General features: G+C 58.5%; 16 protein-coding genes. 10 read left to right on the forward strand and 6 right to left on the reverse strand.

Annotated features, from left to right (window positions below; translation table 11 throughout):
- Positions 1 to 221 precede the first annotated feature (221 nt).
- Positions 222 to 1,052: a substrate-binding periplasmic protein gene (locus tag ACSQ87_RS13825; protein WP_223430136.1), complete on the forward strand. Its 831-nt coding sequence runs from the start codon at positions 222 to 224 to the stop codon at positions 1,050 to 1,052.
- An 83-nt stretch (positions 1,053 to 1,135) separates the two neighbouring features.
- Here the strand turns inward: ACSQ87_RS13825 and ACSQ87_RS13830 are convergent, their stop codons facing one another.
- The 6 genes from ACSQ87_RS13830 to ACSQ87_RS13855 all read right to left on the reverse strand — a co-directional run bounded on the left by ACSQ87_RS13830 (position 1,136) and on the right by ACSQ87_RS13855 (position 7,296).
- Entirely contained in the window at positions 1,136 to 2,320 is a 1,185-nt protein-coding gene (locus tag ACSQ87_RS13830; RefSeq protein ID WP_223430135.1) for an aminotransferase class V-fold PLP-dependent enzyme, read from the reverse strand.
- A gap of 75 nt (positions 2,321 to 2,395) precedes the next feature.
- Entirely contained in the window at positions 2,396 to 2,572 is a 177-nt protein-coding gene (gene tatA / locus ACSQ87_RS13835; protein ID WP_223430134.1) for a twin-arginine translocase TatA/TatE family subunit, read from the reverse strand.
- A gap of 84 nt (positions 2,573 to 2,656) precedes the next feature.
- Positions 2,657 to 3,364, reverse strand: a complete 708-nt coding sequence (locus ACSQ87_RS13840; RefSeq protein ID WP_223430133.1) for a cupin domain-containing protein — start codon at positions 3,362 to 3,364, stop codon at positions 2,657 to 2,659.
- A 46-nt stretch (positions 3,365 to 3,410) separates the two neighbouring features.
- Positions 3,411 to 4,268, reverse strand: a complete 858-nt coding sequence (locus tag ACSQ87_RS13845; RefSeq protein WP_223430132.1) for a GNAT family N-acetyltransferase — start codon at positions 4,266 to 4,268, stop codon at positions 3,411 to 3,413.
- A gap of 336 nt (positions 4,269 to 4,604) precedes the next feature.
- A complete protein-coding gene (locus tag ACSQ87_RS13850) occupies positions 4,605 to 5,945 on the reverse strand; it encodes an OprD family porin (protein WP_223430131.1) in 1,341 nt (446 codons plus the stop codon).
- Between the two features lie 424 nt (positions 5,946 to 6,369).
- On the reverse strand, positions 6,370 to 7,296 hold the full coding sequence (locus tag ACSQ87_RS13855; RefSeq protein ID WP_223430130.1) for a 2-hydroxyacid dehydrogenase: 927 nt from the start codon (positions 7,294 to 7,296) through the stop codon (positions 6,370 to 6,372).
- A gap of 288 nt (positions 7,297 to 7,584) precedes the next feature.
- Between ACSQ87_RS13855 and gabT the strand changes: the two genes are divergently transcribed.
- The 9 genes from gabT (at position 7,585) to nirD (ending at position 19,487) form a co-directional block, all read left to right on the forward strand.
- Complete coding sequence (gabT, locus tag ACSQ87_RS13860; protein ID WP_436273670.1) at positions 7,585 to 8,877, forward strand: 4-aminobutyrate--2-oxoglutarate transaminase; 1,293 nt, start codon at positions 7,585 to 7,587, stop codon at positions 8,875 to 8,877.
- A 93-nt stretch (positions 8,878 to 8,970) separates the two neighbouring features.
- Complete coding sequence (locus ACSQ87_RS13865; RefSeq protein ID WP_223430128.1) at positions 8,971 to 9,627, forward strand: HAD family hydrolase; 657 nt, start codon at positions 8,971 to 8,973, stop codon at positions 9,625 to 9,627.
- Positions 9,628 to 9,674: 47 nt separating this feature from the next.
- Positions 9,675 to 10,163, forward strand: a complete 489-nt coding sequence (locus tag ACSQ87_RS13870; protein WP_223430127.1) for an Lrp/AsnC family transcriptional regulator — start codon at positions 9,675 to 9,677, stop codon at positions 10,161 to 10,163.
- A 175-nt stretch (positions 10,164 to 10,338) separates the two neighbouring features.
- On the forward strand, positions 10,339 to 12,462 hold the full coding sequence (locus tag ACSQ87_RS13875) for a TonB-dependent siderophore receptor (RefSeq protein WP_223430126.1): 2,124 nt from the start codon (positions 10,339 to 10,341) through the stop codon (positions 12,460 to 12,462).
- 475 nt (positions 12,463 to 12,937) lie between these two features.
- Positions 12,938 to 14,875, forward strand: a complete 1,938-nt coding sequence (gene acs, locus ACSQ87_RS13880) for an acetate--CoA ligase (protein WP_223430125.1) — start codon at positions 12,938 to 12,940, stop codon at positions 14,873 to 14,875.
- A 123-nt stretch (positions 14,876 to 14,998) separates the two neighbouring features.
- Positions 14,999 to 16,204, forward strand: coding sequence for a DUF1624 domain-containing protein (locus ACSQ87_RS13885; protein WP_223430124.1), 1,206 nt, complete (start codon positions 14,999 to 15,001; stop codon positions 16,202 to 16,204).
- A 108-nt stretch (positions 16,205 to 16,312) separates the two neighbouring features.
- On the forward strand, positions 16,313 to 16,453 hold the full coding sequence (locus ACSQ87_RS13890) for a hypothetical protein (RefSeq protein ID WP_156400838.1): 141 nt from the start codon (positions 16,313 to 16,315) through the stop codon (positions 16,451 to 16,453).
- Positions 16,454 to 16,548: 95 nt separating this feature from the next.
- Positions 16,549 to 19,110 (forward strand): nitrite reductase large subunit NirB, encoded by a 2,562-nt coding sequence (gene nirB, locus ACSQ87_RS13895; protein WP_223430123.1) that lies wholly within the window; start codon positions 16,549 to 16,551, stop codon positions 19,108 to 19,110.
- Positions 19,110 to 19,487: a nitrite reductase small subunit NirD gene (gene nirD / locus ACSQ87_RS13900; protein ID WP_223430122.1), complete on the forward strand. Its 378-nt coding sequence runs from the start codon at positions 19,110 to 19,112 to the stop codon at positions 19,485 to 19,487. Before nirB ends, nirD begins: the two co-directional genes overlap by 1 nt.
- Positions 19,488 to 19,511: the final 24 nt, after the last annotated feature.

Below are 19,511 nucleotides of genomic sequence, written 5' to 3' on the forward strand. Positions count from 1 at the left end.
GAGGAAACACCAGGTCGGCTTGACCGCTCTATTCATTCTTGTGTTTCACCCTTTTAGCCCGTCTCACTGCGGGCTTTTTTTATCACGCGCAAATACCCCTCTGACAGTCTCTTCTCAAGGCGGCCCCCGCCTGCGCAGTGGAATCGCTTCTAACGGCTCTTTCCTTCAGTGTTGCGAAGGGCCAGCGAAGAGGGATCAAAGGAATGTGAAGGAAGTCGAGTATGCGGTTGTTATTGATGGTTTTGGTGGGCTGCGCCATGCACGCCAAGAGTTGGGCGAGCTCTCCCATAGACGTGGTCATTCTCTGTGACGCCGGCTACCCGCCATACAGCTACGCCGAGGGGGATGAGGTCAAAGGGCTTTACACCGATATTCTGCGCACAGCTTTTAGCCGCATGCCGGAATACAACGTGCACATTCGTCCCGTGCCCTGGGCGCGCGGTCTGGCGGAAGTGGCCAGCGGCCGTGCCTTTGCTCTCTATCCGCCCTACTATCGCCCCAGCGCACGGCCCTGGATGGACTACTCGCGGCCTATATTGAAGGAGAAGGTAGTCGTCTTTGTGCGCGCAGAGTTGGCGCGAAAACAGCCGGTCGAACGTTTCCCGTTTGCCTATAGCGGTCTACGTATTGGCGTGAACAGAGGGTTCATGAGCATTGACGACCAGGATTACCAAAGCATGCTCGCTACAGGTGCCTTGAAGCAGAGTTATGCCAACGACAATCGTACCAACCTGGCCAGGCTCTACCATGGGCGAATAGATGTCTATATCAATGACCGCCTTTCGGTCCAATGGGAACTTGAGCAGATGCAGCGCGAGGGCGTCTTTGTCCAGAGTGATCTCAACTGGCTAGTCGAAGGACCTTGGCTCTCCGGTGAGGCGGGGTACCTTGGTTATACCCGGCTCAATGCTACGGCTTACCCTTACAAGCCCAAATTCATGCAGCGTCTCGATAAGATCCTGGCGGAGTTGGAACGTGATGGCAGCATCGAACGCCTGGCAAAAAGTTACGATTTGGTTAGTCCCTTGTACTCCCCAGGTGATGGCATCTAGCTGCGGTGGGGGGAACACACTCAAGCCTCCTTCAGGGGGCCACCGCTTCCGCGGGTCTCAAGTGTATCCCCTGACCAGCCAGGCTATCTGCTTGCAACCACCTGCTTTAGCGCCTCGACAAAGCGGCACAGATCGCTCTTCTGCGTGTAGATGCTCGGCGATACCCGAAGTCCGCTGATGTGTCTGATCTGGCGGAACTTGACATGCACTCCGTGGGTGTTTCGAAGCTCCTGCTCAACCCATCGAGCATCGCATTGATCGATAGAGAACAGGCTTACTGCGCCCAGCTCGACGGTATCAAGTGGCGTGTGAAGCCTGAAACCGGGAATGTCTTTGGCGAGGTCAACCCAGTAGCGGGTCAGCTCCTGTAGACGCGTGTGAATGGCTTGCGTGCCGATTTCCGTATGGAAACGGATAGCCGGGGCAATGCCCGCCTGTATCGCCGAGTTATAGGTGCCGAGATTCCAGTGGTCGAACTTGTCGATCTGTAGCGGCGGAGGGTCGAAAGGCCCCAGCAACGGCCAGGTGCTGTCGATTCGGTCGCGCCTGACAATGAGCATGCCATTGCCGACCGGCGCGCCCAGCCATTTGTGGAGGCTGGTGACGAAGTAGTCGCAATCCAGTTCGCGGAAGCTGAGCGGCATCTGCGCAAACGTCTGGGCACCGTCCACCACCGTGATAATCGCCTGCGCCCGGGCCAGCGCACAGATACGTTTGACCGGAAGGACCCGCCCGGTCCAGTGCAGCATGTGGGTCAACTGGATCACCCGGGTGCGCGGGGTAATTGCCTGCGCATACGCTTGCACGATGACATTCTCATCGTCCATCAGGTCGAAGTCGACGGTCACTACTTCGATGCCTTCGCGCTGCTGACGCTGCAGCCATCCGGCTATTACACTCGGGTAGTCCCACAGTGAGACCAGCACCTGGTCGCCGGCCTTCAATGGAATGCCGAAGATGGCTGTCGACAAGCCTTCGGATGAGTTGCGGTTCAGGGCGATCTCATCGGGATCGCAATCGGCCATGTCAGCCAGCTGTTGCTTGATCGTAGGGAGCTCGGCGTCGAGCTTGCTCCACATATTGACGTCCGGGTTTTGGCTGATCAGCCGATAGGCATCGATCATAGCCTGCTCTACCACCAGCGGCGGCGGACTCACGGCCGCGTTGTTCAGGTTCAATAGGGGGCGCTGCTCTGGATAGGCTGCGCGCACACGCTCCCAGAATGCTTCCCCGGCGACAGAATTGTCTGACATCAGTTGCACTTCCATTTCCGCTTCTCACCTCTGTTTGAATTGTGACTGGGGCTTGGGTGCTCGCCACACCCACGATCTTCAACACCACGATTAGCGATCCCTGGGTTCCTCGGTAACTGGCTTATCGTCGCCCATGGATTTGCGGAACCCCCTGATCGTGTCGCCGAGGTCCGACCCCAAGCCTTTCAGGCGCCTGGTTCCGAACAGCATGATCACGATCAACAGGATGATCAGGAGTTTTCCGGTACTGAAGCCACCTAATCCCATTGTCTGAGCTCCGCAAGTGATTGATCGGTTTGCTGGGGGGGCCGGCGGAGGAAAACTCATCTGCCGGCGCTAACGCGATTCGAGTTATTTGACGACGTAGAACTTGCGTACGTAGACGCTGCTATGCCAGGCGCATGGGGCACCTCGGGACACAAATACCGTATCGCCGGTGTTGACCGTCAGATCGGTCCCGTCCGCCACCTGGAGGGTGACGCTACCTTCGATCAGGTGCATCAGTTCATGCAGCAGGTGCGGCCTCGCCCCGCGGGTATAGGGTGTCGAATCCCAGACGCCGATGCGCAGGTTGGTCGCCTCTTCGACAAACAAATTGTGTGAGCGACATTGCGGTGCCGGGCTTAGCAGAATTTCTGGCCCCGGTGCCGCCGAGGGAGAGAGCAGGGTTAGCGGGGGGAGCGCGGTGAGCCCGGGATGGCGCTCTTCAACGAGCTGGGTATCCGCGCAGAATGCCCAGAGAGAGTCGGGTTGCGCCTCGATCTGGAGCGACGTACCGCGGGCGATCACGGCGCTGTCGCCGGGATTTAGTTGGAGCCTGTGATCCTGGCTCTGCAGGGTGACGCGTCCCGCGTGAACCACGATCGTTTCGCTATAGGGATAGTCATCGACGTTGAACTGTCCGCTCGCCTGGACCACGCCGGCAGCGATGTCATCCGGCCCGAGATAAGCAATGTACCGGTCGAAAGGATCGGTGCCCCCCAACGAACCGGGGGTGAATTTTGTTGAAGCGGGACTGCCGTCGGCGTGTGCCAACAGCACTGCAGTGGGTTCGAGCATGAAGGTGTTTCTCCAGGAAAATGCATTGGATGTAACGCTGGGTTTGTCAGCCGATGGCCTGAGTCACCAGAGCAAACTGGCGCACTGTGCCGATAGCCTGAGGTGGGGTGCCACGAGCCATTTGCGCAACGGTGTCGACGTGCTTTAGCCCGGTCTCTTCCAGCCAGGGGGCCAGACCGCTGTCGGACGGTATATCCATGCGCACGAAGGCGTCCGGTACCCGGGCCAACAACACCGCGATCAAGTGCTTGGCCTGCTCTGGATTTTCGGCGATGACCGGGCCGATACAGCGACCACGGCCGAACGAACGCAGCATGGCGAAGGCTCGCAGCTGACCATCGCGCTCGATACCGACCGAGTGTTCAACGACATCGAACAGATCATTGAGCACGACTTCTCGGTCCAGGCCGCTTCCGGCGTTGGCCAGTTCGATTTGGACGGCCCGATCGGCTTCGGTCAGCGGGCGGCAGCGCTCACCGGCTGCCAGATCATTTGGTGCAGGAGCCCGCGCGTGCCCCTGATGTTGTTGAATATGTCCAAAGTCGATGAATCCCTGGCTGGCATAAAGTGGGGCACCGGCCAGCGTCGCATTGAGTATGGCGGTACGTGATCCGCAAGCCTCAAGTGCCAGTTCCATCAGCTTGCGACCTATACCCTGGCCCTGGTACTCATCACTGACGATCACCAGGCCGATAGTGGCGTAATCTCCCTGCGGACAGGTAAACGCGGTACCGATCAAGCGGCCTGCGTCTTCTGCGACAAAACCCTTCGCGATGCGCTGCAACATGGCCCATTCCTCCAGGCGGTGGGGCCATTTCAACTGTACGGACAAGGCGTGGGCCAACGGCACATCGGCCGGAGTCATGGGGCGATAGCTATACGCAGGGCGTGGCGAGACGGACATGTCAGGTCTCCAGTTGAAGGGGGCGTAATCGGTCGGATTTCTCCGCTGAAAGTATTTGTATCTCACCTGCGGCGAAGCCTGACAAGAGGCTCCAATTGATTCGGCAGATTCCGTCATCGATGGATCTGCAGGCCACAGTTACTGCTCAAATGAGAAGCAGTATCGGCAGCAAATACCGGGTCGGTTTTCAGGATGCAGGCCAACGCAAAAGGCGCTTCTGATGGAGGGATTGCTTAAAAAAAAGGCGCCCGGATGGGCGCCTCAAGGCTAAGGGAGCGGGAGCAGACCTTCAAGAAAGTCGGCCGGTCCACGAGCAAAACCGGCCAGGATCAACCGTTACAGAATGCTCAGCGGGTACTCGATGATCAGGCGGACCTCGTCGATATCGCTCTCGAACGAGGTCGCGCGATGCGTAGCCTGGCGCAGGCGGAAGGACAGGTCCTTGGCGGTCCCTTCCTGGACCACGTATTTTGCTTCCAGGTCACGCTCCCACTCCTTCTGGTCGTCGCCCACCTTGTTGGCATAGGCACCATGCGGATCGGCCTTGGTGCCATCGATTTGATCACCCTTGACATAGCGGGCCATGAAGCTCAGCCCCGGTATGCCGAACGTGGCCATGTTCAGGTCATAACGAGCCTGGATGGAACGCTCGTTGGGGGCGTTGAAGTCGGAGTACTGAATCGAGTTGGCCAGCCAGATCGAGTCCACACCGATGTAGTCGAAATACTCGTCGCCATCGATCTTCTGATAAGCCAAGGTGAGCTTGTGGGCCCCCAAGGAATAGGCCGCCTTTGCCGACCAGCTCGTAGTGTCCAGTTTACCGGCACGCGCTTCGCCTTGGTCCTGGGTCTTATAGGCCGTCAAGCCAAAATTCAGCGATTGCTGATCAGTCAGAGGGATCGTATAGGAGGCACTGCCGAAGTGCTGACGCCAGACATTCTCGGCCTCACTGGTGTACGCCATCAGGCTGAGGTTGTTGTTGACTTTATAGGTGCCGCCAATGAAGTCGACACTGTCAGCTTCGGTCCCACCGTAAGTGGTGAGCAGTTTGTCATCGGAGTTGGTCGAGGCTCGATTGTTGAATGCGGTGAAGTGGCCAGCCTCGAAAGAAACAGCGTCGAACTCTTTGCTTGTCAGTTGGAAGCCGGTAGCGGTTTCCGGCAGCAAGCGATTGTCGCCGGTGGCGAATACCGGAGCGGTCGGGCGTTGTTCGCCGTACTTCAGCACGGTAGAGGAAATGCGCATCTTCACTGCGCCGCCGATCTCGCCGTAGCTGTCTGGCACTTCAGCGTCGGCGGTGCGGTTGTTGCTGATCGGCAGCAGGCCGGTCCCGGCTCGGCCGCGGCCGCTATCCAGCTTGACCCCACCGTAGGCGAAGGCATCGGTGCCGAAACCGATGGTGCCCTGGGTGAAACCGGAGGCGAAGTTGAGCATGGCACCCTGTGCCCACTCCTCCCGATAGCCATTGCGCTCGCTGGCCGGCTTGGCGCCGTTGGTGCCCTGGCTGTTGCTGCCGCCATCGCGAAAGTCGCGGTTCATGTAGAAGTTACGGTTGAGCAGTCCAAGGCTACTGTCTTCAATGAAGCCTTTGGATTCTTGTTGCTGTCCAGCTATTGCCAGTTGCGCGGTGGCAGCAATGACAGCCAAGGAGAGAGAGCTTTGTTTTGCGAAGTTCATCGCTTACCCCATTTGATCTTATTAGTGTTCGTTGCCTGCGCGGCAGGCAACGCTCTTACGGCAGCTCAGGTGAACCACTGCGAAGCAACCCGGGAGCATCTTGTCGAGCACCGTCTTGCGGTGGACTTGATCTGCACGGCCGGGCGGCACACAGCGGGTGGCTATATCGCAGCTACGGCGAGGCCTGACAATGGGCTGCAATCAATTCGGTAGATTGCATAAGTTGCGGCTTCAGGGGCCGCAATTACTGCTCAATTGGGGGGCGAGGTCAGCAGCAAATGTCGGCTGGTTCTTGGGGGGAGGTATGCGCAGAAACAGCAAAATGAGATGAACATCAGGTCTGTTGTTTAACGCCAGATTTGCCTCAGAGAAGATAAAAAATCTGGCGTCGGTTGGTTGTTACTGGTGAGTTGACAGCCGTTGGTCAGTAACTTCGCTCGCGGTCAATCTGGCCAAGCATTGACTCACCGCGTTGATGTCGGCGGATATTCTCCAGCAACACGCTAAACGCACTTTCCGGTTGGGTCATCGCAGCGATATGCGGTGTCAGCAATATTTGCGGATGGTGCCAGAAGGGATGGTCTGGCGCCGCCGGCTCCTGTTGCAGTACGTCGAGCACCGCCGCACTGAGCTGGCCGCTGGCCAAAGCCTCAAGCAGATCCTCTTCTATCAGGTGCCCACCCCGGCCCATGTTGACCAAGGCAGCGCCCTTTGGCAGGTGCTGGAATAACTGACGGTTGAGAATCCCTTTGGTCTGCTCGGTCAATGGCAGGACGCACAGCACGATATCGCATTGGCCGAGGAACGCCGGAAGTTGCCCGGCACCCGCAAAGCAATCCACTCCTTCAATCTGATGTTCGCTACGTGCCCAGCCCGACAAGGCAAAGCCAAAAGGCTGCAGCGTGGCCAGAATCTGTTGAGCCTGCGTGCCGAGCCCCATGACACCTACTCGACGTTTGGCTGCCGGTTGCAGCAGGTGAGCCTGCCAGCACCGGGCCATTTGTTGCTGGCGATAGCGGAGCATATCCCGGTGCAGGCTCAGCACCGCAAAACTGGCGTATTCGCACATGCCGCGGGTGATGCCGGGGTCGAGTAAACGTACCACCGGCAGGTCCGTTGGCAGACTGTCAAGGTCAAGCTGGTCGACACCCGCCGACAAGGCGAACAATACCTGCAGGTTTGGCAGCAAGGTGTCGACATCGTCCGGCGCCTGCCAGGCCGCCAGGTAGCGAATATCCTGCGGATCGCCGATGTCCGGCCAGGCACGCCATTCGATATCGGGGGCGTGCTCGGCAAACAGACGCTTCCAATGTTCACCGCGCACCGGGTCGGCTTTATAGAGCAGGGCCATGGGTCATTTCTCGCATTAAATAGGGAGCCTCAAGCATGCCCGAGTGGCGGAGCAGGATATGTCGAATGATTCTGCGTAAACGCATCACGCTGCGTTGTAGGGGGCGCCTATCGGCAGATTCCATGGGGCCGGGCCACAGCTGAAGGATTCTGCTGTTTGCCGGGGTGAAAACAGTCGATCCGGATTTCTCAGGGGTCAAGTTCGGCTTAGACAATTGCGTCGAAAGCTTACCCTGTGAATCACGTCGCAGCCGCTACCCGGTTGCCAGACTCACTATGAGAGATGCCAATGAACAGTAAAGTCGAAGAAACCCCGAATTTGCTCCGTCAACGCGATCAATTCGTGCCACGAGGGCTGGTCACCGCACACCCGCTGGTCATCGATCGGGCCCAGGGTTGTGAGATGTGGGACGTGGACGGGAAGCGCTTCCTGGATTTCGTCGGCGGCATCGGCGTGCTGAACATCGGCCACAATCACCCCAAGGTGGTCGCGGCGGTGCAGGCGCAATTGCAAAAGGTCAGCCATGCGTGCTTCCAGGTCGTGGCCTACAAGCCCTATCTCGACCTGGTACAACGCTTGTGCGAATTGGTCGGTGGTGGCGAAGCCTACAAGGCGGCGCTGTTTACCTCCGGTGCAGAGGCTGTGGAAAACGCGGTGAAGATCGCCCGCGCGCATACCAATCGCCCGGCGGTCATCTCCTTTCGAGGCGGTTTCCATGGGCGCACGTTGCTCGGTACGACCTTGACCGGCATGAGCCAACCCTACAAGCAGAATTTCGGGCCTTTCGCTCCCGAGGTCTTCCATACCCCGTACCCTAACGCTTATCGCGGTTTCAGCAGCGAGATGGCGCTGCAAGCCCTGAACGAATTGCTCGCGACCCAGGTCACGCCGGATCGAGTGGCGGCGATCATCATCGAACCGGTGCAGGGCGACGGAGGCTTCCTCAGTGCGCCACCGGAGTTTCTCCAGGCGCTGCGAGCGCTGACCGAACAACATGGCATTGTGCTGATTCTTGATGAAATCCAGACCGGCTTCGGCCGCACCGGCAAATGGTTCGGTTTTCAGCACGCCGGGATTCAGCCGGATCTGGTCACTGTCGCCAAGAGCCTGGCAGGTGGTTTGCCAATATCGGGCGTGGTGGGTCGTGCGGACATCATGGATGCGCCATTACCCGGTGGTCTCGGCGGTACTTATGGCGGTAACGCCCTGGCGTGCGCGGCGGCGTTGGCGGTGATCGAAGCTTATGAACAAGAGCAGTTGCTTGCACGCGGTGACCTGTTGGGCGAGCGGTTACGTCAGGGCCTGCTGCGTTTGCAGGCACGTCATCCGCGCATTGGTGACGTACGCGGCACCGGCTTCATGTTGGCTATCGAACTGATCAAGGATGATGAGGCCCGCAGCCCCGATGCCGAACTCACCCAACAACTGATCGATCAAGCCAGGGTGGGTGGGCTGTTGGTGATCAAATGTGGGGTGTACCGTAATGTGCTGCGCTTCCTTGCGCCTCTGGTAACCGAAGAGGAGCAGATCGACGAAGCGCTGACTATTCTTGAAGCGGCATTGTTGCGTGTGTTGAATTGATCTCATGCCTCGGTTGGCGCTTTGCAGCAATGCGCCAACCGAGGGCATTTAGAGCACATGGATTGATGAATGCATCATGGGAGGCTACACACCATGTACCTGACTGATTATCGTGCACTGCTGATCGATTGCGACGAAGTCCTGGTCGATCGGGATTCCGGTATCTGGACGGCCCTGCAACCTTTGCTCGAAAACCATTCGGGCACGCTGGGCAGGGAAGAGGTATTGGCTGAGTTTGACGAGGCGGTGCGCACGCTGTACCCACGTTTTTCCGAGCTGGGTTTCAGTGGTTTATTGTGCTTTGCCCATCGTCAACTGGCAGAGCACCTTGGGCTCAAGGCCAGTTGGGAGGAGGGCATGAGTTTCGCCCGTTCGGCATGCAACTGGTCACTGTTCGAGGACGCGCCGGGTGCCATGTTGTACCTGCGCAAATTCTATCGGCTGCTGGTGTACTGCGATCGTGATGCTGAAGATCGCGAGCAGCTCTGTGAGCGTTTGGGGATTTTACCCGAAGACCTGCATTCCCGAGCCAGTAATCCATTGGAGGACGGCGCATGGTTGCTGGCCAATAACCTGGAGCCCAAAAATATTCTGCAGGTATCCAGACCTCCAGCGCAGCCGCCAAAATCGGCTGGTTTGTGCCTGATTCGCCGCGGCCATGAAGATTCTACTCAGGAATACTCCGCAGATTTTTACATCACCAGCATGGCCGACCTGGTCGCTCAGCATCAGCTATCTTTGCGACGTTGAGTTTGCTAAAACCACTGTCTAACTGAACGGCAATCACGAGGTACCCGATGGAAGGTTTAATTAAACTAGACCGAATTGATATCAGTATCCTGGTTGAACTTCAAAAAGACGGTCGAATGACCAACGTCAGCCTGGCCGATGCGGTGGGTCTGTCATCCAGCCCGTGCTTGCAGCGGGTCAAGCGGCTTGAATCGGCTGGCTATATTTCCGGGTACAGAGCTCATCTAAACCTTGCCAAGATCACTGACTCGGTCACGGTATTTACTGAAATCACGCTCAGCGACCATAAACGGGAGGACTTCGCCAAGTTCGAATCCAATATTCGTTTGGTCGATGAGGTACTTGAGTGCCATTTAGTAAGTGGCGGTTACGATTACCTGGTGCGCTTCATGACCTGCAGCATTCAGCATTATCAGGAAGTGATCGAAGGGCTTCTGGACAAGAACATCGGTATCTCCAAGTACTTCAGTTATATCGTCATTAAATCTCCTGTACTTAAAGATGGGATCCCGCTACGTAGACTATTACGTCACTGATGTCCCTGACTACTTAACCTCGATTGTCAGTGGGCGGCTGTTGCTGCAATGAGTTGTGCATTAACACAGTTGTTTGAAAGTAAAGACTATTCAGTGAGAATGGGAATTGATATCATTAGTTACAATTCCTCCCGGCTGTTGATGTGGCCGGTATCTTCTCAAAGGTTTTATGTTCATGCGTCGAACTCTCGTTTCTCTGTGTGTGATTCAAGCTATCTCTCAGTCCACCTGGGCTGAACAATCACCCACTGATCCCGCCTCGTTAGAGTTACAAGCGATCGATATCAATGGAGTATTCGATGAGCAGGCCCAAGGGCCGGTCCAGGGGTATCGCGCGACCCGTTCGGCCAGTGCGACGCGTACCGACACTTCGATTCACGAAACACCACAATCCATCAGTGTGGTGACAAAGGATGTCGTCGAGGACATCAGTGCCACTCGATTGCAGGACGCCCTCGACTACGCTGGCGGGGTGGGGCGGGCCAACAATTTTGGTGGCCAGGGGCTGACCACCTTTACTGTACGTGGCTTTACCACCGGCGAGTTTTATCGCAACGGGTTCCCGATCAACCGTGGCTATCCGAACATGCCGGATGCGAACACCATCGAACGGCTCGAAGTGCTACGAGGGCCCGCGACCATGCTCTATGGCCGCGGCGATCCGGGTGGCACCTTCAACGTGATCTCCAAGCAGCCGCTGGCCGAGCCCACTGTGACTCTGGGCAGCCAACTCGATGACCAGGGCATGCAGCGTGGCACCCTGGATGCTTCCGGCCCGCTCGACGAAGAAGGCCGCCTGGCCTATCGCTTGAACGTGGTGGGTGAGGGCGGCGACACCTTCCGCGATCATGTCGAAACCGAGCGCTACGGCGTCACGCCGGTGCTTGCCTGGCAGGTCAACGACGACACCAGGGTGATTTTCGAAGGCGACTTCATGCGCAACAACCACCCGCTCGATCGCGGCCTGACGCGCTATCCAAACCAGATCGGCACGGCCTCCCGCGATACCTTCTTCGGCGAAAAAGACGTTGGCAAACTGCACAACGACAACAACATGGCGCAGCTGCGTTTCGAACACGTGCTCGACGATACCTGGACGCTGGGCGGTGGATTCCAATGGCTCGACGGCACACTGCAGGGAAATGCCGTCGAGGCCAACGGTGTCGCGGCTGACGGGCGCACCCTGGGCCGCAACTTCAACTATCGCAAGCTGGAGTGGACGGACAAGGACACCCAGCTCAACCTCACCGGGCATTTCACCGCGGGCGGTTTCGAACATACCTTGCTGACCGGCGTCGAGTACGAAGATTACGACTACCAGTCGATAATCCAGCGCTCCAGCGGAGCGGTGAGTGCCTACCCGATCGATATCTTCGACCCGGTGTACGGCCAGCCGCGTCCAGCCTTGACCCGCACCCCGACCAACGACAAGGAAAACCTCAAGACCTACGCCGCGTTCATCCAGGATCAGGTGGCCTTGACCGAGCGCTTGCGCGTCCTGGCCGGGGCCCGTTTCGAACGCTTCGAGCATGACTACGAAACCTTCGTGCCGGGCGGCAGAAGCTGGCAGGCCAGCGACAATGCCGTGACCCCGCGCATAGGGGTGACCTACGACCTCAGCGACACAGTGGCGATTTATGCCGATACGGCGCGCTCGTTCAAGCCCAATACCGGTGCCAGTCGCGAGGGCGGCGGTTTTGATCCGGAAAAGGGTAAATCCTATGAGCTGGGTATCAAGTGGCAAGCGCTGGACAGCCAGTTGAGTGTCGATGCGGCGATCTACCAGATCGAAAAGCGCAATGTGCTCACCACCGATCCCGTGGACTCGACCTACAGCGTGGCGGCAGGCGAGGTACGCAGCCGTGGCTTTGACTTGAACATCGCCGGCAACCTGACCCCGCAATGGCGCGTGATTGGCGGCTACGCCTATGTCGATGCCGAAGTGACGAAGGACAACGTCATCAAATCCGGCACCCGGCTAATGAATATTCCGCAGAACAGCTTCAGCCTGCTCAACGTCTACGAGTTCCAGGATGGCGCACTCAAGGGGCTGGGTCTCGGCACCGGGCTCAAATACGTCGATGAGCGAGCAGGGCAGACGGCCAATACGTCGTTTTCAATGGGCAGCTACACCGTTGTCGACCTGCTGAGTTACTACAAGGTCAACGACAAGATCAGGCTCAATCTGGATGTGAAAAATCTGGGGGACGAAGATTACGAGGAAGGGGCATTCGGCAATGTCTACGCCTATCCAGGGGCGCCTAGAACCGTGCAGGTGGGAATTTCATACACCTTGTAGGAAGAATCTTCCTGGGGCGCTAGAGAGGCATTTTTGACCGTAAGTATTACGAACGCTCTGTTTGCTTTCTCTATCGTCAGGTCTATACGTACTTGCCGATTTCCGAGCTCGAAGATCCGACGGTCAACAACGCCTGGCAGATCTTCGAGTAACGGTTGAGTTCACGGTAATTTAACCCAGTCGTGTAACTAAAGCCCATTTCCATCCATGCTCATGAATGTTGGACGGAAGTTACGCTACGTTCTATTTGGCACATGTCGGTAGATTCTATGGGGATGACTAAAGCTGAGGGATTCTGCTGTTTCCGGGGTGAAAACAGTCGATCCGAATTTCTCAGAGGTCAAGTTCGGCTTAGACAATTGCGCCAAAAGCTTAACCTGTGGAAAACATCGCAGCCGTTTCCCGGTTACCAGGTACTGGGCACGTTTAATCAGTACAAACACTTAGCAACAACTATTCCACCGAGGTAACAAAGATGAGTGCGGCTTCTCTGTATCCCGTTCGTCCCGAGGTTGCGGCCAACACCCTGACTGATGAGGTGACCTACAAGGCCATGTACCAGCAGTCGGTCGTTAACCCGGACGGCTTCTGGCGCGAGCAAGCCAAGCGCCTCGACTGGATCAAGCCTTTCACCACGGTGAAACAGACTTCTTTCGACGATCACCATGTCGACATCAAATGGTTCGCCGACGGCACCCTGAACGTTTCCTACAACTGCCTCGACCGTCATCTGGCCGAGCGCGGCGATCAAGTCGCGATTATTTGGGAAGGGGATGACCCGGCCGAAAGCCGCAACATCACCTACCGCGAGTTGCACGAACAAGTCTGCAAGTTCGCCAACGCCCTGCGTGGCCAGGATGTGCACCGCGGCGACGTGGTGACTATCTATATGCCGATGATCCCTGAAGCCGTGGTCGCCATGTTGGCCTGTACCCGGATCGGCGCGATTCACTCGGTGGTGTTCGGTGGTTTCTCGCCGGAAGCCCTGGCGGGACGGATCATCGACTGCAAATCCAAAGTGGTGATCACGGCCGACGAAGGCATTCGTGCCGGCAAGAAGATCCCGCTCAAGTCCAACGTCGACGACGCGCTGACCAACCCGGAAACCAGCAGCATTCAGAAAGTCATCGTGTGCAAGCGCACCGGTGGCAACATCAAGTGGAATCAGCATCGCGACATCTGGTTCGAGGACCTGATGAAAGTGGCGGGCACTGTGTGCGCGCCGAAAGAAATGGGCGCTGAAGAAGCGCTGTTCATCCTTTATACCTCCGGTTCGACCGGTAAGCCGAAGGGCGTGCAACACACCACCGGCGGTTATCTGCTGTACGCGGCGATGACCCACGAGCGTGTGTTCGACTACCGTCCGGGCGAAGTCTACTGGTGCACCGCCGACGTCGGTTGGGTCACGGGTCACACCTATATTGTCTATGGCCCTCTGGCCAACGGCGCGACCACCGTGTTGTTCGAAGGCGTGCCGAACTATCCGGACATCACCCGGGTGGCGAAAATCGTCGACAAGCACAAGGTCAATATCCTCTACACCGCGCCCACCGCGATCCGCGCGATGATGGCGTCGGGCAAAGCCGCTGTTGAAGGCGCCGATGGCAGCAGCCTGCGACTGTTGGGTTCGGTCGGTGAGCCGATCAACCCGGAAGCGTGGGATTGGTACTACAAGAACGTCGGCCAATCCCGTTGCCCGATCGTCGACACCTGGTGGCAGACCGAAACCGGCGGCAACATGATGAGCCCGCTGCCGGGCGCTCACGGTCTCAAGCCGGGTTCGGCGGCACGTCCGTTCTTCGGCGTGGTGCCGGCGTTGGTGGACAACCTGGGCAACATCCTCGAAGGCGTGGCCGAGGGCAACCTGGTGATTCTCGATTCGTGGCCAGGCCAGGCGCGCACGCTGTATGGCGACCATGACCGCTTCGTCGATACCTACTTCAAGACGTTCCGCGGCATGTACTTCACCGGTGACGGTGCGCGTCGTGACGAAGACGGTTACTACTGGATCACCGGTCGCGTGGATGACGTGCTCAACGTGTCCGGCCACCGCATGGGCACCGCCGAGATCGAAAGCGCGATGGTCGCCCACCCGAAAGTCGCCGAAGCGGCGGTGGTCGGTGTGCCGCACGACATCAAAGGGCAAGGCATCTATGTCTATGTCACGTTGATCGGTGGCGAAGAGCCGAGCGAGCAGCTGCGCCTGGAACTGAAAAACTGGGTGCGCAAGGAGATTGGTCCGATTGCTTCGCCGGATGTGATCCAGTGGGCGCCGGGCCTGCCGAAAACCCGTTCGGGCAAAATCATGCGCCGGATTCTGCGCAAGATTGCCACGGCCGAATATGAGGGGTTGGGGGATATCTCCACCCTGGCGGATCCGGGTGTGGTTCAGCACCTGATCGATACCCGGTGAAGTGTTCACCCAGCGCACCGATGCCGCAGGTAAAATTAGCTTCGAGCTGCCGTGGCAGGACACCTACGTGGTGGCCGTGGAATAAACAGGCCTGATCCCTCGACCATTACATGAGTGACTGATATGACCCCATCTTCAGGATTGGCAGGGCAGGCGACAACCGCTTCCCCTGCGCTTGCAACCAGTGCCGTCAAGGCCAACACCCGCATGCTGGCGATCGACGCCCTGCGCGGTTTCGTCATGCTGTTGATGCTGATCGACCATGTGCGCGAAACCTTTCTGCTGCACCGTCAGGTCACCGACCCGATCGATGCGCTGAGCGTCACGCCGGACCTGTACTTCACCCGCATGCTCAGCGAAATCTGCGCGCCGGCGTTCATCTTCCTCACCGGTTTGTCGGCCTGGCTCTACAGCCAGAAACACACGGCGAAAGAAACCTCGGTGTTCCTGCTCAAGCGCGGGTTGTTCCTGGTGTTTCTCGAAGTCACCTTTGTGTGCTTTGCCTGGAACGCCGAGTTCCCGCCCAAGACCCTGTGGCTGCAGGTGATCTGGTGCATCGGTATCTGCATGATCGTGCTCGCCGGGTTGCTGCACTTCAAACGCAGTTGGTTGATTGTGCTCGGCGTGGCCATTGTCGCCGGGCACAACCTGCTCGATGGCGTGACCGTGGGGCCGGAGTCGCCGTTTTTCGTGCCGTGGTCGATCCTGCATCAGCGGGTGTTCATCGACATCACCGAATTCACCCGGGCCCGCACCACGTATCCGGTATTGCCCTGGATTGGCGTGATCCTGCTGGGGTGGGGGATCGGGCCGTGGTTCGGCAAGGACATGGACCCGGCCGAGCGGATTTCCCGCCTGCTCAAACTGGGCGCCGGCCTGCTGGTGGCGTTCGTGTTCATTCGCTACTTGAATGTCTATGGCGAGAAACCCTGGGTGCAGACCGGTGACTCGTTGCGCACCTTCATGAGTTTCATGAGCGCCAAGAAGTACCCGCCGTCGCTGATGTTCCTGATGCCGACGATTGGCCTTTCGCTGATGTTGCTGGCGCTGTTCGAGAAGCTGCAGGATCGCTGGTCCACCGCGACCCTGGCGATTTACGGCGGGGCGCCGATGTTCTTCTATTTGCTGCACTTGTACGTACTCAAGGCCATGTACCTGGTGGCGGTCGCGATTTGGGGCGCCAATCAGGGGGCCTATTATGGCTTCGATAACCTGCCCACGGTGTGGCTGTGGAGTGTGATCCTCGGGGTGCTGCTGTTCTTCCCGACGCGCTGGTTCGCCAACCTCAAGCAGCGCCGCCGCGATATCGCGATCCTCAAATACCTCTGAGGTGTGCACTTTTATAAGGCCGCGCAACACGCCTCTGCACTATGCGAAGGCAAATATCGGGCGTTCATAGGCGCCCGTAGTCAACGTTTACTGGCGCAAGGACTGCCAATGGCTGACTGGCACAAAGTCTGCAAGACACTGTTCAGGCCCACTGTGAACGCAGTCGAGTGGGCAGCCCCCTCGGTCAACGACGATCGATTGGCCGAACAGGTCGCGGGCAACATCGGTGGATCCGGCATAGATGCCTGACTTAGCACCGTAAATGAACAGGCAAAGACGCCTGGAACCGCAAGGTTTCAGGCGTTTTTTTTTGCTTTTTGAACAGCTATCGACGGGTGTCTCTTATGAATTCCAATGTTGCCACTTTGAACAAGCTGCAAACGCTGATCGTGATCGGCAATGGCATGGTCGGACATCATTGTGTCGAACAGCTGATCGAACGCGGTGCCCTTGATCACTATCGGCTGCACGTGTTCAGCGAGGAGCCGATGCGTGCCTACGACCGCGTGCATCTTTCCGAGTATTTCTCCGGCCGTGATGCCGAGTCGCTGGCCCTCGGCGAAGCCTCGCTGTACCAGACCCCGGGCGTCACCCTGCATCTGGGGGTGCCGGTCCTGGAAATCGACCGCGCACGCCGCCAGGTGATCACCGCGCAAGGGTGCATTTCTTACGACAAATTGGTGCTGGCCACCGGGTCCTATCCGTTTGTGCCACCGATCGAAGGCGCCGAGGGCGATTCGCGGCTGGTGTATCGCACCCTTGAAGACCTCGATGCCATTCGTGCTGCGGCAAGCAACGCCCGACGCGGTGTGGTGGTCGGCGGTGGTTTGCTGGGTCTGGAAGCGGCCAACGCCCTGAAAACCCTGGGACTGGAAGCGCATGTAGTGGAATTCGCTCCGCGCCTGATGCCGGTGCAACTGGACGAGTACGGTGGCCTGGCACTCAAGGCGCAGATCGAGCGGCTCGGCGTCGGTGTGCACCTGTCGCGCGGTACGCAATCGATCAGCGCAGGCGAGGAATACCGCTACCGGATGAACTTCGCCAATGACGAATTCCTTGAAACCGACCTGATCGTGTTTTCCGCCGGTATCCGTGCGCAAGACGCACTGGCCCGTCAATGCTCGCTGGAAGTCGGCCCGCGCGGCGGTGTGGTGATCGACGACCAATGCCAGAGCAGCGATCCGAACATCTATGCCATCGGCGAGTGTGCCGCGTGGAATGGCAGCATTTTTGGCCTGGTCGCCCCGGGCTACCAAATGGCGCGCGGTGTCGCCGCACTGCTGTGCAACGAAACCGCCGAGCCGTTCATGGGCGCGGACATGTCGACCAAACTCAAACTGCTGGGCGTCGATGTCGGCTCCATCGGTGATGCGCACGGCAGCACGCCGGGCGCGCGCAGTTATCAGTTCATCGACGAAACCACGGCCAGCTATCGTCGCCTGGTGGTGGACGCGACGGGCAAGCACGTACTCGGTGCGGTGTTGGTCGGTGACAACAGCTATTACGACACGCTGCTGCAATACATGCAGAACGCGATTGCGCTGCCGGCGGAACCCGCCAGCCTGATTCTGCCGTCGTCCGAAGGTGCGCCGACCCTCGGCCCGGGCGCGTTGCCCGAAGCGGCCACGGTGTGCTCGTGCCACAACGTGACCAAGGGTTCCATTTGCTCGGCCATCGACGGTGGCTGCACCGACCTCGGCCTGCTCAAATCGCAGACCAAGGCCTGCACCGGTTGCGGTGGTTGTGCCGGGCTGCTCAAGCAGGTTTTCGAGCATGAGTTGATCGCCCGTGGCGTTAGCGTCGACAAGAGCCTGTGCGAACACTTCGCCTATACCCGCCAAGAGCTTTATGCGCTGGTGCGGGTAGAAGGGGTGATCACTTTCGAAGAACTGCTGGCCAAGCATGGCCGTGGCCACACCGGTTGCGACGTGTGCAAACCAGCGGTGGGCTCGATCCTCGCGTCGTGCTGGAACCAGCCGATCATGGACGCCTCACTGGTGCCGCTGCAGGACACCAACGACACCTTCATGGCCAACATGCAGAAAAACGGCACCTATTCGGTGGTGCCGCGCATCCCCGGTGGTGAGATCACCGCCGACAAACTGATCGCGATCGGTGTGGTGGCGAAGAAATACGACCTCTACACCAAAATCACCGGCGGCCAGCGTATCGACCTGTTTGGCGCGCAGTTGCATGAATTGCCGGACATCTGGGCCGAGCTGATCGAAGCCGGTTTCGAAACCGGGCATGCCTATGGCAAATCGACCCGCACAGTGAAGTCTTGCGTCGGCAGCACCTGGTGCCGTTATGGCGTGCAGGACAGCGTGCAAATGGCCTTGACCATCGAGGACCGCTACAAGGGCCTGCGCTCGCCGCACAAGCTCAAATTCGCGGTGTCCGGTTGCACCCGCGAGTGCGCCGAGGCCCAGAGCAAAGACGTTGGCGTGATCGCTACCGAGAAAGGCTGGAACCTTTACATCGCCGGCAACGGCGGCATGCGTCCACGTCACGCCGAGCTGTTCGCTACCGACCTCGACGATGAAACCCTGATCCGCTACATCGACCGCTTCCTGATGTTCTACATCCGCACCGCCGACAAATTACAGCGTACCTCGGTGTGGCGCGAAAGCCTGGAAGGAGGCCTCGATTACCTCAAGGACGTGATCATCAACGACAGCCTCGGGCTGGGTGAAGAGCTCGAATCGCAGATGCAACTGGTGGTCAATCGCTATGAATGCGAGTGGGCCAACGCCCTCAAAGACCCGGAAAAACTCAAGCGCTTCCGTACCTTCGTCAACGATAAACGCCCGGACCCGGACATCCACTTTGTCCAGGAACGCGGCCAGCGGCGCCCGATCATGGCGGCCGAACTCAACCTTATCCCTGTTATCGAGGAGATTGCCTGATGAGCCAGTCCAATACCCAACGCATCGATTCCCTGGAAAACACTGAGGCTTGGCAATCGGTGTGCGAGCAACAGGACCTGGTCAGCAACTCCGGCGTCGTCGTCTGGCTCGACGGCGCGCAAGTGGCGCTGTTCTACCTGCCGGGTGCCGAGGGTCGGACCCTCTACGCCATCGACAACCATGACCCGCAATCCGGGGCGAACGTGATCGGTCGCGGGTTGGTGGGCAGCATCAAGGGTGATCTGGTGGTTGCATCGCCGATCTACAAACAGCATTTCCGCCTTGAAGACGGCAGTTGCCTGGAGTACCCGCAACAGCGTCTGCGTGTCTGGCCCGTGCGGTTGAACAGCGGCGTGGTGGAAGTCGGGGTGGCTTGAGCCTGTTCAACAGCATCGCGTATC

This window comes from Pseudomonas sp. LjRoot277 (assembly GCF_964253845.1).
In the GTDB taxonomy this organism is placed as follows: Bacteria; Pseudomonadota; Gammaproteobacteria; order Pseudomonadales; family Pseudomonadaceae; genus Aquipseudomonas.